Here is a 17,105-nt window from a genome sequence, read left to right as displayed (position 1 = left end):
GTCGCTCACCGCCCCATTGTCGGGTACGGGGGACGTCCGGGCGCACCCGCGAGGCGTACGGAGACGTGAATTCTCGCCACATCCGCGCGGCGCGGCTCACCGCACCCGGCAGGCGCCCTCGGCCAACCGGGCGCTGCGCGCGCCGAGCCCGATGCCCGCGGCCAGCCGCAGGTCACCGGGGGTGTCCACATCGCAACGCAGTGCGGGCAACCGGTCGCCGACCCGGACGGCGCCCGCGCCGTGCGCCGCGGCCGAACCCGGCCCGAACCCGGGGTCCAGCGCGGCACCGGGCGCACCGAGCAGCAGCGTCGTCCCGGTGCCCTGCCGGTCGGCCACGAACGCCCGCCTGCCACCGGCCTCGGCCAGCGCGGCGGCCAGGTCCTCGGGGCGCAGCGCGGGGAGATCCGCCTGCATGGCGCCCACGGCGGTGTCCGGATCGGCGCGGCGCAGCACCTGCGCGCCGAAGTCCAACGCGGCGTTGAGCCCGGGCAGGCCGCGTTCGTCGACGACCTCCGCGCCGGTGCCCGCGAGCGCGGCGACCACCCGCGCGTCCTCGCAGACCACCAGGAGCCTGCGCACGCCATCGGCGGCCAGCGCGGCGGTCACCGTGTCCAACACCACAGCGAGCACGAGTTCGCGGTGCGCGGCCGCGCCGCCGGGTACCGCACCGCGCAACCGGGACTTGGCCCTGTCCAGGTTCTTGACCGGCACCACGAGGTCGACCACACCACCGATCCTGCCGCACCCGCGCGCGGGGTGTCGGCGCCACCCGCCGGTGGACCCGTGTGGACCCGGGGCGGGTCAGCCAGGGAGACTCACGGGTCACGCGCGGCGGCAGCGCCGCGGCGGTTCTGGCGGAGCACTCGAGGAGCGGCGTTGGGCAAGCGTGAGAAGGGCGGGTTCTGGGTCGGGGTGTCCGCCGCGGCGTTCTACCCGTTGACCTGGTTGGCCAAGCGGGACTACCGGCACGCCGAGAAGCTGCCCGCCGAGGGCGCGGCCCTGCTGGTGATGAACCACGTCTCCCACCTCGACCCGCCGAGCGACGCGGTGTTCGTGCACCGCAACGGCCGGGTGCCGCGGTTCATGGCCAAGGACAGCCTGTTCCGGATCCCGGTGTTCGGCAAGATGCTCGCGGGCTCCGGTGGCATCCCGGTCTACCGCGGCACCTCGGACGCCCGCGGCAGCCTCAGCGCGGCGCACGACGCGTTGCGCGACGGGAAGTTGGTGCTCATCTACCCCGAGGGCACCATCACCAAGGACCCGGCCGGGTGGCCGATGTGGTCGCGCACGGGCGTGGCGCGGCTCGCGCTGGACAACGACGTCCCGGTGATCCCGGCGGCCCGCTGGGGCACCCAGGAGATCTGGAACGGCTACGACAAGAAGTTCCGGCCGTTCCCGCGCAAGCGGGTGGTGACGATGGTCGGCGACCCGGTCGACCTGTCCGCCTACCGGGGCAGGCCGGTCACCAACCAGCTGCTGCGCGAGGTCACCGACCTGCTGATGGACCGGGTGCGCGCGCTGGTCGCCGAGATCCGCGAGGAGCCCGCGCCGACCGAGTTCTACCGCGCGAGTGCCAAGCGCGACACCGCGGCGGACTGACGACCATGGCGGGCAAGATCACGGTCATGGGCGCGGGGTCGTGGGGGACCGCCTTCGCCAAGGTGCTCGCCGACGCGGGCACCGAGGTCGTGCTGTGGGCCAGGCGCCGCGACGTCGCCGACGGCATCGCCGAGACCAGGCAGAACCGCGACTACCTGCCCGGGGTGGTGCTGCCCGCGCCGCTGACGTCCACTTCGGACCCCAGGCTGGCGCTCGACGGCGCCGGCACGGTCGTGCTCGCCGTGCCGAGCCAGACCCTGCGCAACAACCTGACCGCGTGGCGCGCCCTGCTGCCGCGCGGCGCGACGCTGGTCAGCCTGGCCAAGGGCGTCGAGCTGGGCACCCTCAAGCGGATGAGCGAGGTCGTCGTCGACGTCGCGGGCGTGCCCGACGACCAGGTCGCGGTGGTGTCCGGGCCGAACCTGGCCAAGGAGATCGCCGAGGAGCAGCCGACCGCGACGGTCATCGCCTGCCGCGACCACGACCGCGCGGTCGCGTTGCAGCAGGCCTGCACCACCGGCTACTTCCGCCCGTACACGATCACCGACGTCGTCGGCTGCGAACTGGGCGGCGCCTGCAAGAACGTCATCGCGCTGTCGTGCGGCATGGCCGACGGGCTCGGCTTCGGCGCCAACACCCTGGCCACGCTGATGACCCGCGGTCTCGCCGAGACCAGCAGGCTCGGCGCGGCGCTGGGCGCGGACCCGATGACGTTCGCGGGCCTGGCCGGGCTGGGCGACCTGGTGGCGTCGTGTTCGTCGCCGCTCTCGCGCAACCGGACCTTCGGCGCGCGGCTGGGCCGCGGCGAGACCATGGCCCAGGCGCAGGCCGCGGTGGGCGGGCAGGTCGCCGAAGGGGTGAAGTCCTGTTCGTCGATCCGGGAGCTGGCGATGCGCCACGGGGTGGAGATGCCGATCACCGAGGTGGTGCACCGGGTGTGCCACGACGGGTTCGACCTCACCGAGATGGCGGGCCAGCTGATCGGGCGCAAGACGAGGCCGGAGCGATGAGCCTCGGCGACGGCACCAGGTGCGTGCACGGCGGTCTCGTCCCGGCCGCGCCGGGTGGTCCCGTGCCACCGCAACCGGTCATGGCCAGCCAGTTCCACCTGTCCGACGATCCCGCCGCCGACTTCTACGGCCGGGCGGGCAATCCGACGTGGCGGGCACTGGAGACGGCCATCGGCGACCTGGACGGCGGGTCGTGTGTGGTCTACCCGTCGGGTATGGCCGCTGTGTCGTCTTTGCTGCGGGTGCTGCTCAAGCCGGGCGACACGGTCGTCCTGCCGTCCGATGGCTACTACCTCGGCCGCTCTTACGTGAACGAGTACATGAGCGGCTTGGTGGTCAGGGAGGTCCCGACCACCGCCGAGTGGACAGCGGAAACAGTCGCGGGCGCGCGCTTGGTGCTGCTGGAAACCCCGTCCAACCCGGGACTGGACGTGTGCGACATCGCCGCCATCACCCGGCTGGCGCACGCGGCCGGTGCCCTTGTCGCTGTGGACAACACCACCGCGACCCCGTTGGGGCAACGCCCGTTGGAACTCGGCGCCGACATCGCCCTGGCCAGCGACACCAAGGCCCTCGCGGGCCACAGCGACGTGCTGCTCGGCCACATCACGACCGCGGAGCAGGACCTGGCGGCCCGCCTGCGATCCGAGCGCACCGTCAGCGGCGCGGTGCCGGGCCCGTTCGAGGTCTGGTTGGCACACCGGGGACTCGGCACGCTGGACCTGCGGCTGGCGCGGCAGGCGGAGAACGCGGCGGCGCTCCACGAGGTCCTGCGCCAACACCCGGCGGTGCGGTCGGTGCGGTGGCCCGGTTCGCCGCTGGACCCGGCGCACGAGGTGGCGTCGCGGCAGATGCGCCGCTTCGGCGGGGTGCTCACCTTCGAGCTGGCCTCGGCCGAGGCAGTCGCCGGATTCCTGGCGGCGTCGCGGTTCGTGTCGTCGGCGACGAGCTTCGGCGGCCTGCACTCCAGCGCGGACCGCAGGGCCCGCTGGGGCGACGCCGTGCCGGAAGGGTTGCTGCGGCTGTCCTGCGGCTGCGAGGACACCCGCGACCTGGTCGCGGATGTCCTCACAGCCCTGGGCCGGCTGTAGTGCCTTGTCGGTCGGGCAGGGCTAGTCGGGTAGCGCCATCTTCATCACGACCTGGCCGTGCGGGGTGTCCGACCCGCCCGCGGCCTCGATGCTGACGCCGACCTGGTTGGCGGTCCCGATGCCCGAGCTGTCCACGATGGACGCCCGACCGGTGTCGTCCGGGCGCAGCAGGCCGACCGAGCGCGGGCTGCCGTCGTCCTGCATCAGCCACGCCTGGTAGGTCTTGCCGTCCGGCGCGGGCGGCATGTTCGCCGCCAGCAGCATGACCTGGCCGCGCGAGCGCGACACCACCACGGTGCCCGCGAGCCCCGAGGTCGTCGAGCCGCTGACGAACCGCGCGTCGTCGGCCGAGAGCAGCTCCGTCATGGCCGCCGCCTGCGTCTTCTGGTCGTCGAGCTCCTGCTGGCTGCGCAGCAGCAGCGCGCCCAGCGACACCGACACCACCAGCAGCGCGGCCGCGGCCACCGCGGTCAGCCGGGTCGCCCACGGCCTGGCCCGGCGCGCGGCCGGTCCGGTGTGCTCGATCGGCGGGAGTTGGCGGACCTCGGCGATCCTGGCCAGCACCCTGGCCTTGAGCTCCGCGGGCGGGGCCTCGGCCGCCGCGTCGCCGAGCCTGGCCGCGGTCGCCTGCAGCTCGCGCACCTCTTGGGCGCACGCGTCGCAGTCGGCCAGGTGCCGTTCGAACGCGGCGCGTTCGATCTCCGGGATGGCGTCGAGGGCATACGCGCCGGTCAGCGCGTGGATGTCAGCGGTCATCGAGCCACCCCCAGGCAGTCGCGCATGCGGATCAGTCCGTCACGCAGTCGAGTCTTGATCGTCCCCAGCGGGGTGTCGAGCAGTTCGGCCACCTCGCGGTAGGTCAAACCGCGGTAGTAGGCCAGTTCGACCGACTCCCGTTGCAGGTCGGTGAGCGAGGACAGGCAGCGGCGCACCTGCTCGTGCTCGAGCCGGGTGCCCACCTGCTCGGCGACCTCGTCGAACGGCCTGCTCGCCTCCCTGCGGTAGGCGCGGTCCTCGCGGTCGGTCGCCGACTGCGCCGAGCGCACCCGGTCCACCGCGCGCCGGTGCGCCAGGGTCATCACCCAGGTCATCGCGCTGCCGCGCTCGGGGCTGAACCGCGCCGCGGTCCGCCACAGCTCCAGCAGCACCTCCTGGGTCACCTCCTCCGACTGGGCCGGGTCCCGCACGATGCGCCGCACCAACCCGAACACCGGGGCGGACACCAGCTCGTAGAGCCGTTCGAACGCGCCCTCGTCACCCCGGGCGACCTGGAGGAGCAACGCCTCCGGGTCCGGGGCGCGCGCCTCGTCGGCCGCGTTCACGCCCGCGATCCGCCGAACCCGCTCCGCCATGACCACCCGCTCTCCTCGACCAGCCGCGGGACCGGCGTCCGCACGTCGAGGGTCATTCGGCGCACCGGCCGCACCGGATTGGCCACCGGGTCCGCGCCGCCGCGGCAGGCAGGCCGCTGGTCACCCGGCGAGTGTCCCACGGTGTGGGCGCGGCCGGGGCGGGCTTGCGCCGTGGGAAACCCACTGCCACGCTGTGCCGCGTGTTGCTGCGCGCCATCGCCGACCGCCGGGGTCACGTCGACCTCGGTCTTGTCGCGAGCGCGCTCTGTCCGTGTCGTTGATCCAGCCCATCCGCCGACCCGTGCCCCGGGCCGCCTGCTGAGTTCACCGCCACCTAAGGACTTCCCGCGCATGTTCGCCGTCCCGCCCAACACCGTCGCGCTCGCCGCCACCCCGGCCACCGCGCACCCCGCCCTCGTCGCCCGCCGCTACGCCGAGGACCGCGCCTCGTGGGCGCCGCTGCTGCGCTACGACCCCGCCGAGCGGTTCGCCGCCCTGGTCGACCGGGTCGACGGCCAGGAGGTGTGGCTGATGAGCTGGCTGCCCGGCCAGCAGACCGACCTGCACGACCACGGCTCCGTCGCGGGCGCGTTCACCGTCGTGTCCGGCTCGCTGACCGAGCGGGTCGCGGCGCCGCACCGGCCTGCCGAGGTGCTGCACTCGCTGGCCCAGGGCCAGAGCAGGGTGTTCGGTCCCGGCTACCTGCACCAGGTCGGCAACGACTCCGCGGACCCGGCGGTCAGCATCCACGTCTACCGCGACGCCCGCCCGGCCATGCGGAACTACCGCATCGACCCGGTCACCGGACCGGAGCGGCTGCCCGCGCGCTGACGTGCCCCGGCAGGTCGAGTTCGGCCGCCGACTCCGGCTCGCCCCAGACCTCCCGGATCGGCAGCACGCCTGCCCACGCGGTGTTCGCCTCGACGTCGTCCTCGTCGTCGACCGGACCGCCGGTGCGGGTCTTCACCGCGGCCTCGGTGAGGTCCAGCGCCAGCACCGCCGTCGCCGCCAACTCCTTCTGGCTCGGCTGCCTGGTGTGCTCCCACGAGCCGGGCGCCATGTGCTCGGTCAGCACGCGCAGGCCGTGCAGCCTCTCCGCCGGGTCGGTGACCCGCACGGCGGTGCCGTGGATGACCGCGGACCGGTAGTTCATGGAGTGGTGGAACACCGACCGCGCGTAGACGATCCCGTCCACCAGGGTCACCGCGACGCAGACCTGCACCCCCGACATCGCCGTCCGCAGGCTGAGCGCGCCGGTCGAGCCGTGCAGGTAGAGGGTGTCGCCGTCGCGGCCGTAGCCGGTGGGCAGGACGAGCGGGAAACCGTCGACCACCGTGGCCAGGTGGCAGATCAGACCGGCGTCGAGCACCGCGTGCAGCGCCCCGCGGTCGGTCACGGCGCGGTTGGCGCCGCGCTTGATGGTGCTGCGCGGGGTCGGCGACAGCTCGGCGGCCCCACCAGGGGTTCCACCGGACGGGGGCAGGCAGGTCTCGGTCACGCCGTTTACGCTGCCGCACGCCAGTGGCATCCTGACAGGGCCACAGCTCGGTGATTTCAGGAGGCCACTGGTGTCGGAGAGCCCAGCCCTGCCGGTGACCCTCGACCGGGGGTCCCCCACACCGCTGGCCGTCCAGCTCGCGCAGGAGCTGCGCGCGGCCGCCGGGGACGGCAGGCTGCGCAGCGGCGACCGGCTGCCCTCCACCCGCGCGCTCGCCCTGCAGCTCAACGTCAGCAGGACCGTCACCGCGGCCGCCTACGAGCAGCTGCACGCCGAGGGCTGGATCACCGGCAAGCACGGCTCCGGCACCTACGTCACCACCGCGCCGCCCGGCTCCCCGTCCGCGCGGCCCAAGGCCAAGGCCACCGAGTCGGCCGACGTCGCCGCGGTCGACCTGCGGCCGGGATCGCCGTGGGCGAGCGGGATCGACCGGTCGGCGTGGCGGCGGGCGTGGCGCGGCGCAGCGGATGTGGCTCCGCTGCCCAGACCGACCCGCGCGGGCGTGCCCGCCTACCGGGCCGCGGTGGCCGAACACCTGCTGCGCCACAGGGGGTTGCGGGTCAGCGGCGAGTACGACGGGGGAGAGGGCGAGTCCGTCCTGGCGACCGCGGGCACCACCGCGGCGGTCGCCGAGCTGGCCGCGTCGGTGCTGTGCCGCGGCGACGTCGTGGCGGTCGAGGAACCCGGCTACCAGCGCGCGGTCCAGACCATGCGGGCCGCCGGGCTGGTCGTGGTGCCGGTGCCGGTCGACGCGGACGGGCTCCTGCTCGACGCGGTCCCCGCGGGCGCCCGAGCGGTCTACTGCTCGCCCGCGCACCAGTACCCGCTGGGCAGGCGGATGTCGGCCGCGCGCCGGGTCGAGCTGGTGGACCGCGCCCGCCGCGACGGGTGGCTGGTCATCGAGGACGACTACGACGGCGAGCTGCGCTACGACGTGGCCCCGCTGCCGCTGCTGGCCTCCCTCGCCCCGGACGTGGTCGTGCACCTGGGCACCACCAGCAAGATCCTCACCCCCGCGCTGGGCGTCGGCTGGATGGTCGCGCCGCCGCCGGTCGTCGCCGCCGTGCTGCACCACCGCGACATCACCGGCACCAGCCCCTCGGCCGCCGGGCAGTTCGTGGTGGTGGAACTGGCCCGCAACGGCGACCTGGGCAGGCACCTGCGCAAGCTGCGCCGCGAGCTGTCCGAGCGGCGCGGCATGCTCGTCGACGCGCTCACCGGCGCCGGGGTCCGCTTCCTCGGCGACGACGCGGGCGCGCACCTGGTGGTCCCGCTCTGCTCGGCCGGGCAGGAGCACGAGCTGATCGAGGCGGCGACCGGCCGCGGCATCGTGCTCGACGGCCTGGCCCGCCACCACTGCGGACCGGCGACCTGGTTCGGCATCGCGGTCGGCTACGCGGCGTGTTCACGCGAGCAGCTGCAGGCCGCGATCCCTGACCTGCTGTCGCTGCTGTCCCGGTCGAGCGACCAATGGGGTACTCCGTCCGGGTAGTCTCGTTCACCATGCCGACCTCCCCGCTGCCCGACCCCGAGCGCTCGCCCCACCCCCAGGACAGGCCGAAACTGCGGGTGGCGGTCGTGTTCGGCGGCCGCAGCACCGAGCACACCATCTCGTGCGTCTCCGCCGGGAGCGTGCTGGCCAACCTCGACGGCGAGCGGTTCGAGATCGTGCCGGTCGGCATCACGCCCAGTGGCGCGTGGGTGCTCGGCCCCGGCGACACGAGCGCGCTGAGCATCCGGGGCCGGGTGCTGCCCGAGATCACCAGCGGCACCGCGCTGACCCTGCCCGCCGACCCGACCTCCGCCGGTCTCGTCGTGCTGGAGCCGGGCAGGCAGGGCGAGGTCATCAGCGGTGTCGACCTCGTCTTCCCCGTGCTGCACGGCGCCTACGGCGAGGACGGCACCATCCAGGGCCTGCTGGAGATGGTCGGCGTGCCCTACGTCGGCCCCGGTGTGCTGGCCAGCGCGGTGGCGATGGACAAGGGCTTCACCAAGCGGCTGCTGGCCGCCGAGGGCCTGCCGGTCGGCCGGTTCGTGGAACTGCGCCGCGACCGGACCACCCTCACCGAGGACGAGCGCGCCCACCTCGGGCTGCCGGTGTTCGTCAAGCCCTCGCGCGCCGGGTCCTCCACCGGCATCAGCAAGGTCACCTCGTGGGACGACCTCGACGCCGCGATCGCGCACGCCCGGGCGATCGACCCCAAGGTGCTCGTCGAGGCCGCCGCCATCGGCCGCGAGGTCGAGTGCGGCGTGCTGGAGTTCCCCGACGGCACCGTCCGCGCGTCGCTGCCCGCCGAGGTGCGGCTGGCCGAGGGCATCGACTGGTACGACTTCGACGCCAAGTACCTCGACGCGGTCTGCGAGCTCGACATCCCGGCGAAGCTGCCCGACGAGGTGGCCGAGCGGCTGCGCGAGGCCGCGATCACCGCGTTCCGCGCGCTGGACTGCCAGGGCCTGGCCAGGGTCGACTTCTTCGTCGGCCCGGACGGCGAGCTGACCGTCAACGAGGTCAACACCATGCCCGGCTTCACCCCCACCTCGGCCTACCCGCAGATGTGGGAGGTCAGCGGGATCGACTACCCGACGCTGCTCAGCGTGCTCGTCGACACCGCGCTGGCCCGCGGGACCGGCCTGCGCTGAGGCAACCGCCGGTGATCCGCGCCACGGCTCGCGGGCGCGGTCACGGTCGGACCTCGCGCACCGGCAGCGCCCGACCGACCACTTCGGACACCGTCTGCAGCGGGCCGGTGCCGAGCCCGGCGGGAAGCGTCAACGCGACGTAGACCGGGCGGTCGACGGCGAACCACGTCGAGGCGCCGTCGCCGTCGATGACCAGCCAGCGCACCTTCGACACCTCGCGCAGCGCCGCGGTCGGGGTCAGCTCCGGCGGCTTGCCCAGGCCGCAGCGCAGCACCACCGGATCGGCCACCTGGTCGCCCCACGCCGCGGCGCCGACGGGGGCCGGGTCGGCGATCGGCAGGCGGGGCAGCGACCCCCCGCCGTTGGGCAGCGCCTGGGGCAGGGCCTGGGTGAGGGCACCGCAGTCGGGTGCGGCGGCGTCGGGCGCGTCCACCGGGACCAACCCGACCGGGCCGGTGCGCGGCGCGGCGGCGGACTTGGTCGCCGCCACCCGATCGGGGGCCTCCGGCAGGAACCGGCTCGCCACCACCACCCCCGTCACCAGCAGGCCCGCCAGCACGGCGGCCGCGGTGACGGCGGTGCGGGACAGGCCTGTCGTGGTCGGCTGCTCGCTCACCCGACCAGTGGACCACGCCTCAGAGGTGGACCACCGGGCAGGTCAGGGTGCGCGTGATGCCCTCGACGTTCTGGATCCTGGCCACGACCAGCTGACCGAGCAGGTCGACGTTGTCGGCCTCCGCGCGCACGATGACGTCGTACGGGCCGGTCACGTCCTCGGCCGTGGTGACGCCCGCGATGCCCGCGATCTCCGCCGCCACCGCAGCGGCCTTGCCGACCTCGGTCTGGATCAGGATGTATGCGTGGACCACGGCGCGCCCCTTCGCGGTTGGGAGTCCCCTAGAGGTAGGAACGTGTCCAGCAACGTACCCCAGTTGCCTTTCGTTGGGGATTCCGAATATCGGTGATCGGAGGAAGCAGTGAGTCCGAACACGCCTGACGGCGCGGAAACCGTTGCCGAGGTGGGTGAGTTCGGGCTCATCGATCGGGTTACCCGGGGCAGACCCCAGCCGAGGACCACCCTGCTGGGGCCGGGCGACGACGCGGCCGTGGTGGCCGCGCCGGACGGCCGGGTGGTGGCCGGGACCGACGTGCTCGTCGAAGGCGTGCACTTCCGTTTCGACTGGTCGTCCCCGGAACACGTGGGGCGCAAGGCGGTCGCGGTGAACCTGGCCGACATCGCCGCCATGGGCGCGGTGCCGACCGCGGTGCTGGTGGGCATCGCCTGCCCGTCCACCATCGCCGCCTCGGTCGTGGAGGAGCTCACCGCGGGCATGTGGCAGGAGGCCACCAGGGCCCGCGTCGGCATCGTCGGTGGGGACATGACCGAGTCCGCCACCCTTGTGATTTCCCTCACCGCATTGGGTGATCTGCGTGGGCGGGCACCGGTCACCCGCGGCGGAGCGCGGCCGGGCGACGTCGTCGCGGTCGCGGGCAAGCTCGGGTGGAGCGCCGCCGGACTGGCCGTGCTCGGCCGCGGTTTCCGCTCCCCGGTCAGCGTCGTCGGCGCCCACCGCGCCCCGGAACCGCCCTACGAGTCCGGTCCCGCCGCGGCCGACGCGGGCGCCACCGCCATGATCGACGTCTCCGACGGGCTGCTCGCCGACCTCGGGCACATCGCCGCCGCCTCCACTGTGGCCATCGACGTGCGCTCGGACCTCGTCGAGGTGCACCAGCGGCTGGTCGACGTGGCCAGCGCGCTCGGCGGCGACCCCAGGCACTGGGTGCTCACCGGCGGCGAGGACCACGCGCTCGCGGCGACCTTCCCCGACCCGCACGGCGTGCCCGAGGGGTGGAAGGTGATCGGCACCGTCGCCAGGGGGCAGGGCGTCACCGTCGACGGGGCCACCTACACCGGCACCGCGGGCTGGCAGCACTGGCGGTAGGCGACAATCGCGGGCGTGCGCATCGAGATCCGGGACTACACCCACCCCGACGTGGCGAAGCTGATCGACGAGGTCCAGCAGGAGTACGTCATCCGCTACGGCGGCTTCGACGAGACGCCGGTCGACCCGACCGAGTTCGCCCCGCCGTCCGGTCTGTTCCTCGTCGGCTACCTCGACGACGTCGCCGTCGCCTCCGGCGGGTGGCGCGCGCACGACACCGCGACCGCGGAGATGAAACGGCTCTACGTCAACCCGACCGCGCGCGGCCGCGGCCTGGCCCGCGCGGTGCTGGCCGAACTGGAGCGGACCGCGCACGAGCGCGGCTTCCGCAGGCTCATCCTGGAAACCGGCTCCGAGCAACCGGAGGCGATCGCGCTCTACCTGTCCAGCGGGTATCAGGACATCACCCCGTTCGGCTTCTACGCCGACTCGCCGAGGGCGCGCCACCTCGGCAAGATCCTCACCCCGTGACCGGGCCCACTCACCCGGGTGGGTATGGTCTGCCGCCGTGGCACGACCGCTGAGCGAGATCGTCGAACAGGGCTGGGCCCTGGCACTGGAACCCGTGGCCGACAAGATCGCCGCGATGGGCGACTTCCTGCGCGCGGAGGTCGCCGCCGGGCGCACCTACCTGCCCGCGGGGGAGAACGTGCTGCGCGCGTTCCAACAGCCCTTCGCCGACGTCCGCGTCCTCATCGTCGGACAAGACCCCTACCCGACCCCCGGCCACGCCGTCGGCCTGTCCTTCTCGGTAGCCCCGGACGTCCGGCCGATCCCCAAGAGCCTCATCAACATCTACAAGGAATACGTCGAGGACCTCGGCCACCCCACCCCGTCCAACGGCGACCTCACTCCGTGGACCGAACACGGCGTCCTGCTGCTCAACCGAGCGCTGACCGTGGAACCCGGCAAGTCCAACGCCCACCAGGGCAAGGGCTGGGAAGACGTCACCGAACAAGCCATCAAGGCCCTCGCCGCCCGCGGCGGCCCCCTGGTGGCCATCCTGTGGGGCCGCAACGCCCGCAACCTGCGCCCCATGCTCGGCTCCGTCCCCGCCATCGAGTCCGCCCACCCGAGCCCCCTCTCGGCGCACAACGGCTTCTTCGGCTCCAAGCCCTTCAGCCGCGCCAACGAACTCCTGGCCGAGCAAGGCGCTGCTCCGGTGGACTGGAAGCTCCCGTAGGTCTTCGCGGTCGGGCACGCGCCACGGCGTGCTCGACAGGCCTTGTCCGCCACTAGGCCTTCGTCTGCCGGTGGTGGCTTGCTGGGTCCGTTCGCGATCAGAGGCGGCAAAACAACGGTCGGAGCGGCCTGCGACGACGGCGACCTCCCCCTGCGGAGGCTCGCGTCGGCCCCATCGCGGGCGGGCGAGCTTGCCCACCTGAGTCTGCTGTCGGCGCACAGCGGGTTCTTCGGCTGCGAGCCTTTCAGCCGCGCCAACGAACTGCTGTCCGATCAGGGCGCCGCCCCGGTGGACTGGAAGCTCCCGTAGGTCTTGGCGGTCGGGCACGCGCCACGGCGTGCTCGACAGGCCTTGTCCGCCACAAGGCCACCGTCTGCTGATGGTGGCCCGGGTAGTCGGGCTGCTGAGCCTGGTCGCGATCCAGAGGCAGCGCCACGACGGCCTGCGATGGCGGCGATTTCCGACTACGGAAGCTCGCGTCGGTGGGCGGGCTTGCCCACCCGAGCCCCCTCTCGGCGCACAACGGCTTCTTCGGCTCCAAGCCCTTCAGCCGCGCCAACGAACTCCTGGCCGAGCAAGGCGCTGCTCCGGTGGACTGGAAGCTCCCGTAAGGGTTTGGGGACACCATCAGGTGGTGGTGTCCCCGGTTTCGGCGGTGCGCTAGGCCTTTTCGAGGTATTCGGCGCGTTCGGCGTCGACGACCTGGTGGACCATTCCGGCCAGGCCGGGGTGGGCGGTCAGGGCCGGGTCGTCGGCGACGAGGGCCTGGGCGACCACGCGGGCGTCGGCGATGACCTGTTCGTCGCGGATGAGCGAGAGCATCTTCAGGCCGGACTTGGCGCCGGACTGGCTCGCGCCGAGGATGTCGCCCTCGCGGCGCAGTTCGAGGTCCATCCTGGCCAGTTCGAAGCCGTCCAGGGTGGAGGCGACGGCGTCGAGGCGGTCGCGGGTCGAGGTGCCGCCGGGCATGTCGGTGACCAGCAGGCAGACGCCGGGGGCCGAGCCGCGGCCGACCCGGCCGCGCAGCTGGTGCAGCTGGCTGACACCGAAGCGGTCGGCGTCCATGATGACCATGGCGGTGGCGTTGGGCACGTTCACGCCGACCTCGACCACCGTGGTGGCCACCAGCACGTCGACCTCCGCCGCCGCGAACGCCCGCATCACCGCGTCCTTCTCGTCGGCGGGCAGCCGCCCGTGCAGGATCCCCAACCGCAGCCCCGACAACGGGCCCGCCGCCAGCATCTCCGTCACCTCGACCACGGCGAGCGGGGGACGCCGACCGTCGTCGGAACCGCCGGGCCCGTCCTCCTCGTCGCCGATGCGCGGGCACACCACGTAGGCCTGGTGTCCCTTCCCGACTTCCTCGCGCACCCGCTGCCACACCCGGTCCAGCCACGACGGTTTCTCCGCGACCGGCACGACCGTCGTGGAGATGGGCGAGCGGCCAGCCGGGAGTTCGCGCAGCGCCGAGGTTTCCAGGTCGCCGTAGACGGTCATCGCGACCGTGCGGGGGATCGGGGTCGCGGTCATCACCAGCACGTGCGGGCTCAGGTTCTCGCCCGCCCTGCCGCGCAACGCGTCGCGCTGCTCGACGCCGAAGCGGTGCTGCTCGTCGACCACCACGAACCCGAGTTCGGCGAAGGACACCTTGTCCTGGATCAGCGCGTGCGTGCCGACCACGATCCCGGCCGCGCCGCTCGCCGCGTCCAACATGGCCTGCTTGCGCTGCGGCGCGGTCAGCGAACCGGTCAGCAGCGTGACCTTCGTGGCGTTCTCCGCCGCCCCCAGTTCGCCCGACTGCCCGAGATCGCCGAGCAGTTCCCGCAGCGACCGCGCGTGCTGGGCGGCGAGGACCTCGGTCGGCGCCAGCATCGCCGCCTGCCTGCCGGAGTCGACCACCTGCAACATCGCCCGCAGCGCCACGATCGTCTTGCCGGACCCGACCTCGCCCTGCAGCAACCGGTTCATCGGGCTCTCACCGGACAGGTCGGCCGCGATCGCCTCGCCCACCTCGACCTGCCCCGCGGTCAGCGTGAACGGCAACCGCTCGTCGAACGCGCTGCCGATCCCCCCGGTGGTGGGCGGGCACGCGGGCGCAGGCCGCGCGTTCGCGGCCTGCCTGCGTTGCGCCAACGCCAACTGCACCGACAGCGCCTCGTCCCACTTGAGCCGGGTGCGGGCCAGTTCCAGGTCCGCCCACTCGGCTGGCCGGTGGATCGACCGCACCGCCTGCTCGTACGGCGGCAGCCCGAGCTTGTCGCGCAACGCGTCCGGGAACGGGTCCTCGATCTCGTCGAGCACCGCCAGCGTCTGCTGCACGCACTGCGCGATCTGCCAGGACTGGATCTTCGCCGACGCCGGGTACACCGGGATCAGCCCACCGGCGAACTCCTCCACCGACCCGGTCTCGGCGTCGCCGTCGAGCAGTTGGTAATCCGGGTTCGCCAGCTGCAACTTCTGCCGGAACGCGGTGACCTTACCCGCGAACAGCGCGCTGATCCCCGGCTTCAACTTCTCCATGTGCCACGGCTGGTTGAAGAACGCGCAGTCCAGCGACCGCTTCCCGTCGGTCAGCGCCACCTCGACCAACGTCCCGCGCTTGGTCTTCATCTGCCGCTTGGTCACCGACACGACCTTGGCCATCACGGTGACGTGCTCGCCCACCTCGAGCCCCGCGATATCGGTCAACTGCCCCCGCTCGGCATAGCGCCGCGGATAGTGGCGCAACAAGTCCCCGGCGGTCCCCAACTTGAACGCCCCCTCAAGCGCGTCCGCCGACTTCTTGCCCACCAACCGGTCCAGCCGCTCGCCAAGCCCAGTCATCCCACTCCAGTCCGCTCCGCGCCCGCCTACCGCGCACATTCTGTCGCGACCCACCGACAGGCGGTCACCCGTGCCCGATCAACCCCACACCGATCGTCGAGCACCGCGTCACTCCACGCCGAACAGGACTACCGAGTCGGTCTGGCCGCCGCGGTGGGTAGCCAGGTCGGCGTCTGGGCGTTCTTGGCGGAGGTGTCTGGCCACGGCTTCAGTCAGTCCCGCGGGCGCGGTCTGGCCCACCACCGCCGTCACCAGTTCGCCGCCTGCGGCCAGCATTCGCTCGACCACCCCGACCGCGGCCCTCGTCAGTGCCTCCGGACCGGCGGGGCCTGGCTCGATCAGCACCACCTCGCCATCGGCGAAGCCCAGGACGTCTCCGGCCGCGCACGGGCCCACCCAGGTGATGCCGTCCGCCTCCGCGACCACCACCTCGCCGCGTCTGGTCGCGGCCGCTGCCTCGGCCATGGCCACCACGTCGTCGCCGGAGCGTCGGCGGGGGTCGTGCACGGCGATCGCCGCTAGAGCCTGCACTGGCGACGCGCACGGCACCACCACCACGTCCTGGCCCCCGGCCACCGCCCGGATCGCGGCCTCGTCGGCGACCGACATCAGGCCGGTGTCGCCCGGTAGCACCGTCACGTGCGCGGCGGCCGTCCCGGTGATCACCTCCAGCAGCGCGTACGGGTCCGGCTCCGCCGCGCCGACCCGCAGCACCGCGACCCCCTCGGCGACGAACAGCTCAGCCAGGTCCTCCCCGCGCACGGCGGCCACCACCGCCCGGTCGCGGCTGTAGCGCTGCGGTTCGGCGGGCGTGGTGTCGGCGAAACGGGCCACCCGGATCCGCCTCGGGCGCCCCGCGTCGATGCCCGCCTCGATCGCCGCGCCGATGTCGTTGCAGTGCACGTGGACGGTCCACAGGCCGTCGCCGTCGCCGACCACCGAGACGCAGTCGCCGAGCCGGTCCAGTTCGTCGCGCAGCCGGTCGGCGGCCGGGTCGTCGGTGTCGTGCAGCAGGTACATGACCTCGTAGCCGTACAGGTCCGAGCCGCCCTCCCTGGCCGTCACCAACGAGGTCCCCAGCTCGTCAGCGCGCGCCTGGGCCGCTGCCGCCAACGCCGCGGGCCGCTCGGCGACCACGGCCACCAACGCGTCCAGCAGCACGACCACCCCGCGCCCGCCCGCGTCGACCACGCCCGCCTCCGCCAACACGGGCAGTTGCTCGGGGGTCCGCCGCAGCGCCTCGGCCGCCGCGCTCGCCGCCGCCACCGCGACCCCGTGCAGGTCATCGCCGACCGCCGTGGCCGCGGCGTCCAGGACGCTCAGCATCGTCCCCGGCGCGGGCTCCGACACCGCCGCCGCCGCCATCCGCGCCCCGGAGCGCAGGGCCGCCACGAGGTCCGGCCCGGTGACCGCGTCGACCCCGCGCAGCGCGGCCGCCATCCCGCGCAGCAACTGGGAGGCGATCACCCCGGAGTTCCCGCGCGCCCCGGCCAGCGCGCCCCGCGCCGCCACCCCGAACGCGGCACCCGCGTCCACCCGCTCCGCCGTGGGTGCCCGCAGCAGGGCCTCCAGGGCCGCCCGCAGCGTGTCCAGCAGATTCGACCCGGTATCCCCATCGGCGACGGGGAAGACGTTGATCCGGTCGATCCCGGCCCGGTGCGCGTCCAACGACTGCACGCAAGCCGCCACCCACCGACGCACCTCCCCAGCGTCCAACGCCTCGAGCACGGCCACCTCCACCCGGTCTCCGCGAGGGTAACCCGCCTCGCACCCCGGCCCCCGCGGCCCGCAGCGCGACCCCAGACCCCGCGACCCCAGACCCCGCGGCCCGACCCGGCGGCCTGGACCCGGCAGCCCGGACCCGGGTCGGGACCTAGCGGCCCGGCTCCAGCGGTCCGGACCTGGCAACCCGCTGTCTGGACCTGGCGGTCCGGAACTCGGCGGCCTGCGGCAGGGCCCGGCGGTC

17 protein-coding genes and 2 pseudogenes are annotated in these 17,105 nt (G+C 73.6%); 11 read left to right on the top strand and 8 right to left on the bottom strand.

Annotated elements, in window-relative coordinates; translation table 11 throughout:
- Window positions 1-96: 96 nt before the first annotated feature.
- A complete protein-coding gene (cofC, locus tag BMY07_RS09610) occupies window positions 97-726 on the bottom strand; it encodes a 2-phospho-L-lactate guanylyltransferase (RefSeq protein WP_425426255.1) in 630 nt (209 codons plus the stop codon).
- A gap of 150 nt (window positions 727-876) precedes the next feature.
- Here cofC and BMY07_RS09605 point away from each other — a divergent pair, with 150 nt between their 5' ends.
- The 3 genes from BMY07_RS09605 to BMY07_RS09595 are packed head-to-tail and all read left to right on the top strand — an operon-like array spanning window position 877 to window position 3,700.
- Window positions 877-1,599 (top strand): lysophospholipid acyltransferase family protein, encoded by a 723-nt coding sequence (locus BMY07_RS09605; protein WP_092776657.1) that lies wholly within the window; start codon window positions 877-879, stop codon window positions 1,597-1,599.
- Between the two features lie 5 nt (window positions 1,600-1,604).
- The gene (locus tag BMY07_RS09600; protein WP_092776655.1) at window positions 1,605-2,609 is read left to right on the top strand and encodes an NAD(P)H-dependent glycerol-3-phosphate dehydrogenase; all 1,005 of its coding nucleotides are present in this window, start codon (window positions 1,605-1,607) and stop codon (window positions 2,607-2,609) included.
- Window positions 2,606-3,700 carry a cystathionine gamma-lyase gene (locus BMY07_RS09595; RefSeq protein ID WP_092776653.1) on the top strand — a complete coding sequence of 365 codons (1,095 nt, stop codon included), beginning with the start codon at window positions 2,606-2,608 and terminating at the stop codon, window positions 3,698-3,700. Before BMY07_RS09600 ends, BMY07_RS09595 begins: the two co-directional genes overlap by 4 nt.
- A gap of 21 nt (window positions 3,701-3,721) precedes the next feature.
- Here BMY07_RS09595 and BMY07_RS09590 read toward each other — a convergent pair whose 3' ends face one another.
- Window positions 3,722-4,456, bottom strand: a complete 735-nt coding sequence (locus BMY07_RS09590) for an anti-sigma factor (RefSeq protein WP_092776651.1) — start codon at window positions 4,454-4,456, stop codon at window positions 3,722-3,724.
- A complete protein-coding gene (locus BMY07_RS09585) occupies window positions 4,453-5,052 on the bottom strand; it encodes a sigma-70 family RNA polymerase sigma factor (protein ID WP_092777308.1) in 600 nt (199 codons plus the stop codon). The genes BMY07_RS09590 and BMY07_RS09585 overlap by 4 nt, the downstream gene beginning before the upstream one ends.
- A 351-nt stretch (window positions 5,053-5,403) precedes the next feature.
- On the opposite strand from BMY07_RS09585, the gene BMY07_RS09580 reads away from it, so the two are divergent.
- Window positions 5,404-5,883, top strand: coding sequence for a cysteine dioxygenase (locus tag BMY07_RS09580; RefSeq protein WP_092776649.1), 480 nt, complete (start codon window positions 5,404-5,406; stop codon window positions 5,881-5,883).
- Here the strand turns inward: BMY07_RS09580 and BMY07_RS09575 are convergent.
- Entirely contained in the window at window positions 5,852-6,550 is a 699-nt protein-coding gene (locus BMY07_RS09575) for a pyridoxamine 5'-phosphate oxidase family protein (RefSeq protein WP_245782293.1), read from the bottom strand. The genes BMY07_RS09580 and BMY07_RS09575 overlap by 32 nt on opposite strands.
- Before the next feature lie 70 nt (window positions 6,551-6,620).
- Between BMY07_RS09575 and pdxR the strand changes: the two genes are divergently transcribed.
- Window positions 6,621-8,042 carry a MocR-like pyridoxine biosynthesis transcription factor PdxR gene (pdxR, locus tag BMY07_RS09570; RefSeq protein ID WP_425426254.1) on the top strand — a complete coding sequence of 474 codons (1,422 nt, stop codon included), beginning with the start codon at window positions 6,621-6,623 and terminating at the stop codon, window positions 8,040-8,042.
- A gap of 11 nt (window positions 8,043-8,053) precedes the next feature.
- Window positions 8,054-9,190, top strand: a complete 1,137-nt coding sequence (locus BMY07_RS09565; RefSeq protein ID WP_092777306.1) for a D-alanine--D-alanine ligase family protein — start codon at window positions 8,054-8,056, stop codon at window positions 9,188-9,190.
- 40 nt (window positions 9,191-9,230) lie between these two features.
- Here the strand turns inward: BMY07_RS09565 and BMY07_RS09560 are convergent, their stop codons facing one another.
- Together BMY07_RS09560 and BMY07_RS09555 are read right to left on the bottom strand one after the other, a co-directional pair.
- Window positions 9,231-9,806: a DUF3515 domain-containing protein gene (locus BMY07_RS09560; protein WP_092776643.1), complete on the bottom strand. Its 576-nt coding sequence runs from the start codon at window positions 9,804-9,806 to the stop codon at window positions 9,231-9,233.
- Window positions 9,807-9,825: 19 nt separating this feature from the next.
- Entirely contained in the window at window positions 9,826-10,059 is a 234-nt protein-coding gene (locus BMY07_RS09555; protein WP_092776641.1) for an Lrp/AsnC ligand binding domain-containing protein, read from the bottom strand.
- Window positions 10,060-10,167: 108 nt separating this feature from the next.
- Here BMY07_RS09555 and BMY07_RS09550 point away from each other — a divergent pair, with 108 nt between their 5' ends.
- From BMY07_RS09550 to BMY07_RS09530, 5 genes and pseudogenes are all read left to right on the top strand, one after another.
- Window positions 10,168-11,133 (top strand): thiamine-phosphate kinase, encoded by a 966-nt coding sequence (locus BMY07_RS09550; protein ID WP_092776639.1) that lies wholly within the window; start codon window positions 10,168-10,170, stop codon window positions 11,131-11,133.
- Window positions 11,134-11,154: 21 nt separating this feature from the next.
- Window positions 11,155-11,604, top strand: coding sequence for a GNAT family N-acetyltransferase (locus BMY07_RS09545; RefSeq protein ID WP_092777304.1), 450 nt, complete (start codon window positions 11,155-11,157; stop codon window positions 11,602-11,604).
- A 37-nt stretch (window positions 11,605-11,641) separates the two neighbouring features.
- Window positions 11,642-12,316: a uracil-DNA glycosylase gene (locus BMY07_RS09540; protein ID WP_092776637.1), complete on the top strand. Its 675-nt coding sequence runs from the start codon at window positions 11,642-11,644 to the stop codon at window positions 12,314-12,316.
- Between the two features lie 186 nt (window positions 12,317-12,502).
- Window positions 12,503-12,625 (top strand): annotated as a pseudogene (locus BMY07_RS35315) (uracil-DNA glycosylase); the annotation flags it as partial.
- A 185-nt stretch (window positions 12,626-12,810) separates the two neighbouring features.
- Window positions 12,811-12,927: pseudogene (locus BMY07_RS09530) on the top strand (uracil-DNA glycosylase); the annotation flags it as partial.
- 49 nt (window positions 12,928-12,976) lie between these two features.
- Here the strand turns inward: BMY07_RS09530 and recG are convergent.
- Window positions 12,977-15,139: an ATP-dependent DNA helicase RecG gene (recG, locus tag BMY07_RS09525; protein ID WP_092776635.1), complete on the bottom strand. Its 2,163-nt coding sequence runs from the start codon at window positions 15,137-15,139 to the stop codon at window positions 12,977-12,979.
- Window positions 15,140-15,247: 108 nt separating this feature from the next.
- Window positions 15,248-16,867, bottom strand: coding sequence for a DAK2 domain-containing protein (locus BMY07_RS09520; protein WP_092777302.1), 1,620 nt, complete (start codon window positions 16,865-16,867; stop codon window positions 15,248-15,250).
- Between the last annotated feature and the right edge of the window lie 238 nt (window positions 16,868-17,105).

It is taken from the genome of Actinokineospora terrae (assembly GCF_900111175.1).
Taxonomy (GTDB): domain Bacteria; phylum Actinomycetota; class Actinomycetes; order Mycobacteriales; family Pseudonocardiaceae; genus Actinokineospora; species Actinokineospora terrae.
Note: the sequence above shows the minus strand (reverse complement) of the source record. Positions and strands in the feature narration are given on the sequence as shown.